Annotated in this window: 11 protein-coding genes; 1 reads left to right on the plus strand and 10 read right to left on the minus strand. The window is 44.6% G+C overall.

The features are described from left to right. Position 1 precedes the first annotated feature (1 nt). Positions 2 to 1345 (plus strand): FAD-binding oxidoreductase, encoded by a 1344-nt coding sequence (locus OHJ21_RS10340; RefSeq protein ID WP_100537558.1) that lies wholly within the window; start codon positions 2 to 4, stop codon positions 1343 to 1345. A gap of 154 nt (positions 1346 to 1499) precedes the next feature. Here the strand turns inward: OHJ21_RS10340 and OHJ21_RS10345 are convergent, their stop codons facing one another. From OHJ21_RS10345 to OHJ21_RS10390, 10 genes are all read right to left on the minus strand, one after another. Then, positions 1500 to 3089, minus strand: a complete 1590-nt coding sequence (locus tag OHJ21_RS10345) for a response regulator (protein ID WP_100537559.1) — start codon at positions 3087 to 3089, stop codon at positions 1500 to 1502. Between the two features lie 22 nt (positions 3090 to 3111). Next, the gene (locus OHJ21_RS10350; RefSeq protein WP_486020003.1) at positions 3112 to 4857 is read right to left on the minus strand and encodes a sensor histidine kinase; all 1746 of its coding nucleotides are present in this window, start codon (positions 4855 to 4857) and stop codon (positions 3112 to 3114) included. A gap of 161 nt (positions 4858 to 5018) precedes the next feature. Beyond that, entirely contained in the window at positions 5019 to 6539 is a 1521-nt protein-coding gene (locus OHJ21_RS10355; protein ID WP_486020004.1) for an ABC transporter substrate-binding protein, read from the minus strand. 103 nt (positions 6540 to 6642) lie between these two features. Then, positions 6643 to 7545 carry a carbohydrate ABC transporter permease gene (locus OHJ21_RS10360; RefSeq protein ID WP_165789654.1) on the minus strand — a complete coding sequence of 301 codons (903 nt, stop codon included), beginning with the start codon at positions 7543 to 7545 and terminating at the stop codon, positions 6643 to 6645. Positions 7546 to 7563: 18 nt separating this feature from the next. Next, entirely contained in the window at positions 7564 to 8490 is a 927-nt protein-coding gene (locus OHJ21_RS10365) for an ABC transporter permease (protein ID WP_098745917.1), read from the minus strand. A 270-nt stretch (positions 8491 to 8760) separates the two neighbouring features. After that, on the minus strand, positions 8761 to 9060 hold the full coding sequence (locus OHJ21_RS10370) for a hypothetical protein (protein ID WP_486020007.1): 300 nt from the start codon (positions 9058 to 9060) through the stop codon (positions 8761 to 8763). Between the two features lie 228 nt (positions 9061 to 9288). Then, positions 9289 to 9993 carry a hypothetical protein gene (locus tag OHJ21_RS10375; RefSeq protein WP_100537561.1) on the minus strand — a complete coding sequence of 235 codons (705 nt, stop codon included), beginning with the start codon at positions 9991 to 9993 and terminating at the stop codon, positions 9289 to 9291. Positions 9994 to 10138: 145 nt separating this feature from the next. After that, on the minus strand, positions 10139 to 11290 hold the full coding sequence (nagA, locus tag OHJ21_RS10380; RefSeq protein ID WP_100537562.1) for an N-acetylglucosamine-6-phosphate deacetylase: 1152 nt from the start codon (positions 11288 to 11290) through the stop codon (positions 10139 to 10141). Between the two features lie 6 nt (positions 11291 to 11296). Next, positions 11297 to 12076 carry a DeoR/GlpR family DNA-binding transcription regulator gene (locus OHJ21_RS10385; protein ID WP_100537563.1) on the minus strand — a complete coding sequence of 260 codons (780 nt, stop codon included), beginning with the start codon at positions 12074 to 12076 and terminating at the stop codon, positions 11297 to 11299. Positions 12077 to 12351: 275 nt separating this feature from the next. After that, positions 12352 to 12825, minus strand: coding sequence for a GlcG/HbpS family heme-binding protein (locus OHJ21_RS10390; RefSeq protein ID WP_486020008.1), 474 nt, complete (start codon positions 12823 to 12825; stop codon positions 12352 to 12354). Positions 12826 to 12855: the final 30 nt, after the last annotated feature.

The following is a 12855-nucleotide window of genomic DNA, read 5'->3' on the forward strand; positions in this document are numbered from 1 at the left end:
GGTGAATTCAAAAACGAAGCTGACCGGAAGAGTTATTTTCCGAGGAGACCCAGGTTATGAATCGGCACGTAAGAACTGGGATCCCCATACGAACCGGTTCCCCAAGGTGTTTGTTTTTGCTCAAAGAACCCAAGACGTTGCCAACGCCATAAAATGGGCTCGCGAGAATCATGTACCCATTCGCGCCAGAAGTGGAAGACATGCGCTAGAAACCAATCTCTCCCAAGTCAACGGAGGCATTGTAATCGATGTAAGTGAAATGAAGAAAATTAAGTTAAACAAAAAAAATGGAACGGTTATTGTTGAGACGGGTAATAGAGTAGGAAGAATTGCCAACACGCTTGCTGCGCAAGGATTTATAGCCCCCTTTGGGGACAGTCCTACGGTTGGAATCGGGGGAATCACGCTCGGCGGGGGAATCGGGCCGCTGCAGCGGACAATCGGCCTGATCAGCGATAACCTGATCGAGCTGGAGATGGTGGATGCAAATGGAAAAGTGATTGTTGCCAATAAGAAACAAAATGCTGATCTTCTATGGGCATCCCGTGGAGGTGGGGGCGGAAACTTTGGAATATACACAAGATACAAATTCAAAGTGCGCCGGGCACCAGCAAAAGCAACCGTATTTAAGATTAGCTGGCCATGGAATCAATTCGAAAAGGTGTTAAAGGCGTGGCAGCAATGGGCTCCATCCGTCGATACCAGGCTGGGCAGCGAATTAAATATTGGCCCGAAAAAAGGCGGCAATGTTATGATGGAAGGGTTGTTCCTCGGATCAAAAACAGAGGCCATTCGACTATTAAAACCTCTTACATCCGTTGGAACGCCAACGGAGAGCATCATCCGCTTGCTGCCTTATACGGAGGCCGTGAAATTCTTATTACCTCCTGATCCGGTCCTTACCCAAAGGTTCAGCAACCAGTTCTCTTCCGGCTTCGGAAAACGTCCTTTCCCCGATAAGGCTATTAAGGTGATGCGCCATTTTCTCGAGAAAGCGGAGGCAAATTCTACCGCCGGATTCTTTTTCCTCAACTGGGGCGGCGCTGTAAGTCGGGTTTCCCCTAAAGCTACTGCGTTCTTCTGGCGTAAAGCGAAATTTTATGTGGAATGGAACACCTCATGGATCAAACCATCCGATGCAGCCCGAAATATCGCCTTAACTCGCAATACGCGCCGAAAATTACAGCCCTTTATCGTGGGATCCTATATAAACGTACCAGACCAGGGAATTGAAAATTCCGGGCCGGTTTACTATGGAGCTAATTTTCCTAGATTGCGGAGAGTCAAAGCTAAATATGATCCTCAAAACGTATTCCGCAACCCCCAAAGCATACCTCCGGCTTAGTGAAGCGAGGATTGGTTATCGATAACGCAAGTTCAATGATCCTATGGTTCATGTGTAATAAAGTGAAGGGCTACCCAAATGGCAGCCCTTCTGTCATAAAACAAACAACAAAAGGATCTAATGAATAGCGTCATGATATACCGCTCACTTGAGATTAAGATTGCTGTCTAAACTCCTGCGGAGAAACGCGGTATACCTTTCTGAACATTTTGGAAAAATGCGAGAAGTTATGATAGCCAAAGGTTTTGGCTACTTCGGATATGGGAATGGTCGAGGTCAAGATTAAATCTTTCGCCTGTGACATCCGGACAAACAATATGTAATCTGTAATCGATTCGCCTACCTCGCGTTTGAATAGACGGGACAGATAAGCAGGATTGAGATGTACGAAGCCGGCCAGCTGTTCTCTTGTGATCGGTTCGTGCAAATGCTCCTTTATATAGGATTGAATACGTTGTATCACGGAGCAATTCGGATGGAGCTGATCATGGATGACCTGAACAACTTGAAGAACCGATGCTTTCAATTGTTCAAGATTACGCGGCTGTGCATACAGATGATTTCCTGCCTGATCCTGAAACAACTCCAACGCAGTCAGTCCATTTTTATGAAGAATGTAATGCACCATTTGCATAAATTCTTGCCGGAAGCCTTCAAGCTCACTAACCGAAAGCTGCGGATTTCGGCTCAGCTCTTCGATACGTCCATGAATCTCTCGCTGCATTTCTTCCAGCTGCCCATGCTCCATCAGGAGGGTCCAGGTCGATAGTCGCGGAATCATCGTCTTCATGGAATGGGTACCTAATGAAGCCAGCAGATACACTTGGTTGGATTTATTCAAATTGTTGTACTCCATCTCCAGCAGCTGCCTGTATGTATCGGCAATTTCATACAAGGTGGAGTGATTGCCGATATAGCAGGAAATATTACAACCAAAGTAGGTATAACAGTCCTGAATGTATTTTTCACAGCGCAAGTTCAGTTCATGAGCAGCATCCCCCTCCTTCCCCTCTTCTCCAACAATAAGGACGACATTCACCCCCTGTTTGGTCTGAATGACCTCTCCTTTGCCGGCCGGCAGCAGCATTTCGGATGCACCTTTGCGGATGGCGTATTCCATGATCTCTTCATCCTTTGTGCTGAGCTCGCGCAGCCAGGATTCCACGCTCACCAGAACAGGCAAGAATACTGCATCTTGCAGTCCGCTAAGCTCATGCTCTTCAAGAACATCCGTAACATTAGCTGGAGTGCAGACGATTCTGCCCGAAAATACATCATTCCAGAACTTATCCGTGATCAGACTTTTTTTCTTCCGCCACAGCTCATAATACGGTTTGTAATGCTCGCGCATATGACGGAGTTCCTGCTCCTGTTGAATAGTTTGCAGCGCTTTGGCTATGGTTGCCTGAAGCACATCAAATTCTATCGGTTTTAACAAATAATCGAAGCCATCCAGCTGAATCGCTCTCTTCATGAAGTCAAAGGCAGAGTGGGCGGTTAGAAAAATGGTTTCTGTATCGGGAGAAATATCATTCACCCGCTCAAGCAGCTCAATTCCTGTCCCCTTGGGCATTTCAATATCACAGATCATAATATCAATCGGTGTGCGTTCAAAAATTTGTAATGCATCGCGCATATTATAAGCCTCATACACTTCAGATACCTGCAGATCCTGCCAATTCACACCGCTCTTAATTCCCATTACCGCATAAATCTCGTCATCTACAATAAGTGCCCTAAACATGCGACTACCCCCATACAGATCATCAATATGAAGTAAACTCCTCTACCGTTCGGAAAGGAAGTGCAATTCTTATCCTGGCCCCGGAATCCGGAGCGTTATCAAACTCCAGGCGAGTCATATGCCCAAAGATATGCTTAAGACGATACTGAACATTGGTGATTCCTAAATGCTCCCCTGTCTGATTCTCCATGAAACCGCCCGATTGCAATTGCTCCAGCACTTCCCGGGAGAAGCCACTCCCGTTATCGGAGATCACAATCTCCAATTGATCATGCACGGAAAGGCAGATATGTATGGCAATATGAAAAGGATGATCCATGAAATCAAATCCGTATTTGATTGCATTTTCAATAAATGGCTGAATTAAGAGCGGCGGAATGGCCGCTTGGTCTGCGCCATCCGATATATGTATTTCATAGGTGACTCGCTCTGGAAACCGGACCTGCTGTATTTTGATATAACTCTCCATATGCTCCATTTCTTCAGCAATCGTCACCGCGACTTGATTCGTCTTCGTTGTAAAACGGAAGTACTTGACGAGGTTCATGCACATGAGCTGGATCACGTTATAATTCTTGATTTCAGCCAAATTGTAAACGATATTGATGGAGTTCAATAAAAAATGGGGATTGATTTGAAGCTGTAAATGCTTAAGTTCGGCCTTATGCGCCTTGATCTGTTCCTCATAAACGCTGATCTTCAGGTCATGAATCTCGGAGGCCATGCTGTTAAAAGCTTCGTTGATCATGGTGAATTCCTTTGCTTTAGAAGTATGAAGCCGCGTATTCCAGTCCCCGTGCTTGATCCTGCGCATTCCGCGGACAAGATTGTTCATGGGCTTCAGAATGATCTCATTGAGATAAACCAAATAGACAATCAGAATGATGAAAGCCACGATGGATATGATGATAATGCCTCTACGAAAGTGATACAGATTCTTCAGCATCTGGGACTCGGGTACAAAAGCGCTTAGTATGACATCTGTCCCCTGAATTTGATTCATGACTACGATAAATTTTTGATCATCCCTCTTCACGATTTGATACACTTCGTTGGATTCAGAGGCAAGAGAGGTATTCAGGCGGTTCCTTCCACTAGCTGACGTGTTGGTAATCAGTTCTCCCTGCTCATTCACAAAGCTGGCAAAGCCATGTTCCAGATGAATCAAATCCAGCGGTATCATCAAGTTCTCCAGTTTTACAAACGCCCCGAGGTAAAAATCATCCCCCGTATCCACCAGTCTGATCAACGCGTATTTATGCTGGCTGTACTCAATGGCCTTCCATTCGCGGAAATAGGCGCTGTCCGGTTGAACCTCCTTGACGAGCTGTTCAATGGTCGTTTTGATGGACAATAGCTCTTCGTAGGATTGAGTCTTGATCGGTGTAGTGAATAAATCCTGCTTCTGTACGGAGTAAATAAATTGAAGATCGACGCTGTTGTCAAACCGGTGATAACGCGTAAGCGTATTCAAGATTCTGGCTTTGGCAAGATAGTACTCATCGGGATCATTCAGAAGCTGTGAGAGCGCCGCAATGTTCGGATCTTCAACAGCAATGTTGTACAAAAAATTCGTCTCCTTGTTCAGGGCTGCCTCGATCTGGTGGGAATAGAGGATCATCGAATTTTTATTTGAATCCGCCACCTGCTCCCTGATCGTATTGGATGCATAGTAGTTGTTGTAGAGAAGCAGGGCCAGAAGAGGAACCGCGATCGTAAAGAATCCGATGATTAGCTTAAAGCGAAGCGAGTCTTTAATATTCAACATAGGCATACACTACCCCGGCTTCATGGAAAGTTAGCAGAATGGCTTTGCAGTATAGCAGGTCATCTACACTCTGAGTATAGTCACACATAGGAAAAAAAGGAATCCCTTATAGGACACACAACGATAGTCCCGGTTCGGAATCCCCCTATTCCTTATCTTCGTTACTTCTGAGTTTCTGCCCATGCTGCCAGCTGTTTTTCAACTTCGGCTTTCACTTTGTCAAAGCCGGCAGATTTCCGTTTTTCTTTCCACTTGGCAATGATTTTTTCAGGATCCACCGCTCCGGATCTTAACGAAGCTCCAAACTCTTTCTCGACATTCGCAATGGATGCCATCTCCGATTTGACAGGCTCTTGATTAAAAGCAAATCCGAGCGCGATGGAATGCTCCGCTCTTTCATTAAACTTCTTAAACTCTTCCCACTTATTCGGATCCTCGTTTGTCCATAGATAGGAGTTGAATTGATTCCCGAACATCCAGCCCCCCGGATTCGGATAAGTTTGCGTGTCCGCGTTCACGCCTTCGGGAAAATCAATCATGTTATCGGATTTCTTCACATAGTGAATGCCTTCGATACCCCAATCCAGCATATTGAGCAGCTTCGGATCGCTGTACAGCAGATTAAGGAACATCATGGCTCGTGCAGGATCTTTGGACGTTCGTGAAATACCCAGCATCGCGCCTTGCGCGTCTCCTGTCGTCGTAAACGGCTCCGCCGTTTCAACTTGCACCACCTCAACGCCCGAGCTTATGGTCATCTCCTTGTCTTTCCCTGGCTTCAAGGATTGGGCAACTGCAAAGGCTTTACCCGCCTTAATCATATTCATCCCTTGATCAGCGTCTGATGTCAGGATATCCTTATCAAACCAACCGTTCTGATTCCACTGATGCATCCGTTTATAAAATTCGATGAACTTCGGATCCTCCAGGGTATCCACGGCTTTCAACTCTTTACTTCCCCGTGGAATCGAGAGATTGGCAACGATGCCATCATAATTGGCGGCTTCCCAAACGTTTGTGAATTTGCTTGAAACGATCGGAGTCACGCCAGGTTCATTGTCCTTAATGGTTTGGAACATGGCTTCCATATCTTCCAGTGTTTTGATGCCATTCGTATCAAATTTGTATTTATCAACCAACTTCTTATCGAGCAGGAATCCGAAACCCTGGCCGAATTCTTTCTTGGTAGGAAGTGCATACAGCTTGCCGCCAATTCTGGATCCCTTAATAAATTCCTCGCCAAGGATACCCGGAATATCTTTTCCGTGTTCGGCCATCAAATCATCAAGTTCCAGATACTGCCCTTTAGCGACATCCTTCGGATACGAGAACCAGCTGGCCGTAAACATCAGATCAAACGGCTCATTCGAGATTTTCATCAAGTTGGTCTTATCATCCCAAGAAGCCCACTCAATAGGCTTGAGCTCAATGGTTGCATTTATCTTTTCCGTTAGATATTTGCTCATCTCTTCCTGAACAAGCTGCAAGTCTTTGGGAGCGGTTGCCGGATATACGAGCGTTATTTTATACGGTTTGAGTGAGGAATCTGAATGTTGTCCTGTTTCATCGGTTTGTTTGCCCCCGGTATCCGAAGTATTTTCAGTTCCCCCCTTACTGCAGCCTGTTAATGCCAGCATTCCGCAAAGCATGATCATAAGCATCAGATGATGCGCTTTTTTCATATCCTTGAGTTCTCCTCTCAACTATTAACTTTTATATAAGGCACGAATTGGAGTGCGAATCGCTAACCTGCCCCACCTCCTCTAATGAACAATCGTATGGCCGCTAACCTTTTACGGCACCGGTTGTGATCCCGCTAATGTAATACTTCTGAAAGAACGGGTAGGCGAACATCAAGGGGGCAATGCCGACAATCGCAAGTGCCATGCGGACGGTTTCCCTTGGCATCTTGGCGAGCAGGTCCCCAACCTGAGCCGAACTGTTAGACTTCATTAGAAGATACTGAATGTTAGTAAGCGTTTTTGTCATCAGATATTGGATGTTATATAATTCAGGTTTATCGATAAACAGCATGCAGTTGTACCAGTCATTCCAGTAGGATAACGTGTTAAACAGTCCAATCGTGGCCATAATCGGCAAAGAAAGCGGAACGACGATTTTAAAGAAAATCTTCAGCTCGCTTGCACCGTCAATCGTTGCGGATTCAACCACGGATTCGGGTATGGTCGAGGCGAAAAAGCTCCGCATGAGCAGCACGTTAAAGGCGCTTAACAGCAAGTTGGGAATGATCATCGCAAAAATCGTATTTTTCAGATCAAACATATTCACATAAGTGATATACCAAGGTACCATTCCGCCGCCAAACAGCATGGTAAAAAAAATATAAAAGGAAATGGTGCGGCGAAACGGCAGCTCGGGTCTGGATAACGGATACGCAAAAAGCGCTGTTATCAAAAGGCTTACCACCGTTCCAACGAGCGTGGTCAAGATCGTAACGCCGTAAGCTTTCGCTATTTCCGAAAAATCATGGAACAAAAATTGATAGGCCGCAAAGCTGATTTGACTGGGAAACAACGAGTATCCGTTCTGCAGAATGGAATCTTCACTGGAGATCGACACCATAAAGACCAGGATAAACGGAATTAACGAAGCAACTGTAAAGGCCCAGAAGAACAGGTGAATCGAGGATGCGCCGATCCATTTTTTAGTACTCAACACCTTCACCATTTCTACCTCCCCCCTCTGTTAAAATAAAGCGTCACGTTTATTAATGCGTCTTACTGCCGTATTGGCTACTAGGATGAGCACTAAACAAACAACGGATTGATAGAATCCAGCCGCTGTCGACATGCCGATATCCCCCGATTGAATCATGGCACGATAGACAAAGGTATCGATGGTATTCGTTGTCGGGATTAGAGCGCCTGTATTCATAGGAACCTGATAGAATAATCCAAAGTCCGACCGGAGAATGCCGCTGACCGCAAGCAGGGTCATGGTGGTGATGACTGGCAAAATAAGCGGGATGGTGATCCGGGTCATTTGCTTCCACTTGGTTGCACCATCAATCGTGGCGGCTTCATAATATTCTTTGTCTATCCCGATAATGGAGGCAAAATAGATGATGGATAGATAACCTACGTTCTTCCATGCATTGACGATGACCAGGATGTACGGCCAATACTTCGGTTCCCCATACCAAGATACAGCCTCAGAACCAAACCAATGGATCAATAACCTGTTCACAAGTCCGCTATCCACATTCAAAAAGCTGTAGACCAGATAGGCGACTACGACCATCGAGATGATATGCGGCAGCAGGAATGTGCTTTGATAGAAACGGCTGATTGCTTTATCCTTAATTTCATTAATCAGCAGCGCTACCAGAACGGCTAAAACCAGGTTCAGCACAATAAAAACGAAATTATAAAGGAAGGTATTCCGGGTAATAACGTACGCATCCTGTGAGTTGAACAAGAATTTAAAGTTATCGAAACCCGCCCACGCGCTTCCCCATATGCCATCGACATAATTATAGTTTTTAAATGCTAGAATCACACCGTACATCGGGACATAGTTGTTGATGAACAAGTAGACGATCCCCGGCAGTGTCATTAGCAGCAGCCACTTATACTTCTTCAGCCTCTTCCTTAAATGAGACGAACCCCTCATGTTCCAGCCCCTTCTTATCACGTCATGTAAACCCTTACACCCTCATTCTATAACCAATGGTTTTGGTCAACCACTATCCATATGACTTTCTGATACCACAATGGTGACTTCTTTTCATCCGATTACAAATTGAAGCAACACAAGTCCGAATAAGCTGTTGAAGTTTTTAAATGCAAAAAAAGGGGTGCCCCAAAAGGTCCAAAGACCTTGGGGCACCCCCGCTGTATGTTGTATGACGCAATGCGTACGAATCCTTCTTCCAATCGCAAGTCATGCTTGATTAATATAAAACAAGACGTTTTCATAGTATTTCATAAACCTTTTATAATCCGTTGTTTCCTTCAGCACAATTATGGTTGGATAAGCATTTACTTTGCATTGTTTTAGTGCAGCTAATACATTCTTCTGTTCGATGCAATAAAATTTGCCTTCTTTATACTCAATAAGAAGCGGTGGAAGAGCAGCTGCGTCTGCTTCATCGGTACAGTCTTTCCCAGGCATGATTCCATTAAGTTCGATGAGACGCAAAGGAAATTTAACAACACCGAAATACAAATACTCTTTTCTCATAAAATCATGTAAACTAGGAGCAGCATTTCGGGAGTGGAGCATATAACAATGAATCCATTCTTCGAGCATTCCGATATTCGCATATTGCACTGCCGATCGTACAGTTGGAGCATAAGTGAATTGTTGGTCAGTTATAAAGAAGTTTTCCTGCAGCGTATTTCTGAATTTCTTTCAATAACTTCTCAGGTATGATATCGCTGGCATTTTCATATTTCATAGGATCACCCTTTATAAGGCGTATATTCGATCCTTCAGTTGACCGATAGATTTCATAATAGAATTGCAAGATTCTATGTCATCGATCGACGCATGCCATCGCAAAACATCGATTCCCTTATAATACGCCATACATAAAAATCGTTCTTTAAAATCCGGAATGACAATGTTCCTTTTTTTGCAGTACTCGAATAACAATTCAGGTATGTTTAAGTAAGGCTTATTTAAGTCCATAATGACAAAGTCTAAAAGGAAATCGCATATGCCGGATCTGCTCCAGTCTGGGAATCCGACCGTCGTTTTTCCATCTGTGATCATTATTTCAAAAAACGTGTTATTATTAACTAAATAACGTTTTCCTTCACAATAATCAATTCTAGCGTCCATTTCCATCAAGTATTTTTCGACAAAGTCACGATCTAAAATCGTTGTATCAAAGAGCTCCTTCCAATTAAACCAGTATCCTTCTTTATCTTCTGCAAATGTGTCAATTAGAAATTGCCTGCAGGTGCTATACTCTGTTTTACAATCCTCGTTGAACTCACCATAGCCTTCTATTCCCGCTATATCCGCTGCACTAATTTCCAAGACTTTGTCAAAAAACAACTCGTAACAATCTGCAAACTGAGTTGGGCTTAATTCATCTGCGACAAATCCATTTGGTGTCATACTTACCTGATCCGAAAGCATGGACTTAATTATACTGTCTTTACTCATGTTCATATCTCCTTTACATCAACAATGGTTATACACATCAGCTGCGCACCTGATATGGGGTAATGATAACATTGGTCATGTATGGGATATAGGCAACGAATAGGTTTAGTCAACTTTACACCAGCCTCTTGTGATTACTTCCATTCTAACAATAGAGCTTACCCTCAATCATCGTCCACTGCACTTGATACGATTCGTCCATCAGGACGAGATCCGCATCGTATCCTACCTCGATTTTTCCTTTACGAGATAAATCTAGAATACGGGCCGGCGTTGTTGAAGCCATGTGCACGGCATCCTCCATTGATATTCCGTTAGCTACGGTCAGACGTAACGCTTCATTCATAGTCACGGTACTTGATGCTAAAGTGCCATCCGCAAGCCTTGCAATCCCCTCGGAAACGGTAACATGATGACCTCCAAACATATAAGTACCATCACCTAATCCCATCGCCTGAAGCGCATCCGTAATAAGCACCATGCCAGCAGGTCCTTTGAGTCGGTGCATTAATCTGACAATGGCTGGATGAAGATGGACTTGATCGACAATCGCTTGCAAGCTTACATGCGGTTCTTCGAATGCGGCTACAATCATTCCGGGATCTCGATGGTGAATCGGTCTCATGCCGTTAAAACAATGGGTTACATGACTCGCTCCGGCTGCGAAAGCCAGCTTTGCTTCCTCGTACGTGGCATCGGAATGAGCTACGGCAATCACAACATCCTGCTCTTTCAGATAGGATATGAGCTCCAATCCTCCAGGCAATTCTGGTGCGATCGTTACCATTTTAATGAGCGAACCCGCTTCCTGAAAAATCAACTTTATTTCTTCCAGATTCGGATGGCGAAGATATTTCTCGTTTTGCATCCCTTTACGCTTCGGATTCAAATAGGGGCCTTCCAAGTGAATGCCAGCGATCCTTGCCCCTTGTTCTCGTCCGATTACAGATTTCACGCTGCGAATCATGTTCAGCAGGTCTTCCATCGTCGAACTCACGGAAGTTGCCAGAAACGAGGTGCATCCGGTTGCAGCACAAGCCCGTGATACTTCTTGAATGCTGTCCTCGGTTCCGTCCATCATGTCATAGCCATTGGCCCCATGAATATGAACATCAATCATCCCCGGTAAGAGCCACATTCCTTTGCCATCAATTCGTTCATCATCGCCTTCGATCTTTTCCATTTCTTGCGTCGGTTCTATTCTCGTCAACTTCCCGTTCGTAATCCAGACCGTTGCAGAAGGAAGTATTTGATGAGGCAGGTGGACTTTAACATGTTGAATGATTTTGTTGTTCATTACTACTTAAGCTCCTTCCCGTTGGTTATGAGTCTGACACTCTATAAGTGTAATATTCTTGTTGTCTAATATTTCTTGTATTTCAGCGGGAATCGATTGATCGGTTACAATAATATCCACGTGATCAAAGTCTAACTTGAACCTCGATTTCACCGCGAATTTGGTATGATCCGCAACAAGTATAACCTGGTCCGAGCGCCGCGCCATTTCTCTCTTCACCCGGACATCTTCTTCGTATGGATAATAGAGTCCGTCAGGTTGAATTGCCGTCGCACCGATGAACGCTTTGTCGGCACGGATTTCACTGATTTTATCAATGACGGAAGGACCGTATAATAGCCGGTTTTGGGTATGCAGGTAACCTCCGAGCACGTAGATGCTCAGATCTTCTCGCTTGGAGAGTATCCCTACATTATCTATGGAATGCGTAACCGCTGTTATCTGTTTGGCTTGAATATGTTCCGCAACAAATTGTACGGTCGTAGATACGTCCAAGAATACCGTTTCGTGGTCCCGAATCAGTTTAGCGGCATGCTCGCCTATCACGTTCTTGCTCGTCGGCTGATCAATAAGCCGTTCCTGATAAGAAGTCAGTTCCTTTTGCAGTTCAGGCAAGGCTACCCCTCCGTGCGTTCGAACAACAACTCCTTCTTGAACTAATCTGACGATATCCCTGCGCGCGGTATCCCGCGACACTTGAAAGAATGAGCATATCTCTCCAACACTCATCGTTTTATGTTGTTTTAAGTAATCCAGGATTTTTACTAATCGTTCCTCTTGGAACACATCCTATCCCTCCCTGCTTAAGCATTTACATCCTAAATATAAGTATATATAAGTAATTTAAAACAATCAATAAGTATATATAAGCTTTTATTGTTTTTGTTAAAACAAAAAAAAACCACGATCATCGCGGTTTTTAAAGTACGCATAGGCTAGATCTTCGACATTTTCCATTCCGGCAATCGTGACATAAGCCCAGATACAATCGCAGATAGAATGAAGACAGGCCGCTTCTTGCATAGAAGCAGCCTGCCCTTACCATCGTAGCAGGAGAGCCGTTAATAAGTAAACGACTGTTGTACCGTGCCAATCCGAGCGTTTGCATATTGGATTTCATTACATCTCATATTTTCAAAAGCTTGCACTGCTGCATTGGCAACGTCAATATCTTGTGCGCTTGTTCCTCCGCTTACACCAATGCCGCCGACAACCTTGCCTTCGTGAACGAGCGGAATCCCCCCACCAAGTATAACGACTCTCCCCTGATTCGTTGTATTAATGCCAAATGTAGCCCCGCCTGGAAGCGCGGATTGCGCTAAATTCGCTGTCGGCATTTGCATCGCTACGCTGGTCCAAGCCTTGCCGATGGCAATATCGATACCTGCTATTCTGGCATTGTCCATTCGATGAAAGGCAATGAGGTTTCCCCCTTCATCGACGATCGCTACATCAGAATTAAAACCCATTTGTCGTGCTTGGTGTTCAGCAGTCTCCAATAACTTCTTAGCCGCAGTTAAAGTGAGTTTGTACATGGTAGCTCTCCTTTACATAAAAGAAATACT

It is taken from the genome of Virgibacillus sp. LDC1, assembly GCF_025792345.1.
Lineage (GTDB): Bacteria > Bacillota > Bacilli > Paenibacillales > Paenibacillaceae > Paenibacillus_AQ > Paenibacillus_AQ lautus.

Coding starts and splice junctions, on each gene's coding strand:
- OHJ21_RS10350 (WP_486020003.1), bottom strand. CDS start 4,857: ATGTTGAATATTAAAGACTCGCTTCGCTTTAAGCTAATCATCGGATTC.
- OHJ21_RS10360 (WP_165789654.1), bottom strand. CDS start 7,545: ATGGTGAAGGTGTTGAGTACTAAAAAATGGATCGGCGCATCCTCGATT.
- nagA (WP_100537562.1), bottom strand. CDS start 11,290: ATGAACAACAAAATCATTCAACATGTTAAAGTCCACCTGCCTCATCAA.
- OHJ21_RS10345 (WP_100537559.1), bottom strand. CDS start 3,089: ATGTTTAGGGCACTTATTGTAGATGACGAGATTTATGCGGTAATGGGA.
- OHJ21_RS10365 (WP_098745917.1), bottom strand. CDS start 8,490: ATGAGGGGTTCGTCTCATTTAAGGAAGAGGCTGAAGAAGTATAAGTGG.
- OHJ21_RS10390 (WP_486020008.1), bottom strand. CDS start 12,825: ATGTACAAACTCACTTTAACTGCGGCTAAGAAGTTATTGGAGACTGCT.
- OHJ21_RS10370 (WP_486020007.1), bottom strand. CDS start 9,060: ATGAGAAAAGAGTATTTGTATTTCGGTGTTGTTAAATTTCCTTTGCGT.
- OHJ21_RS10355 (WP_486020004.1), bottom strand. CDS start 6,539: ATGAAAAAAGCGCATCATCTGATGCTTATGATCATGCTTTGCGGAATG.
- OHJ21_RS10375 (WP_100537561.1), bottom strand. CDS start 9,993: ATGAGTAAAGACAGTATAATTAAGTCCATGCTTTCGGATCAGGTAAGT.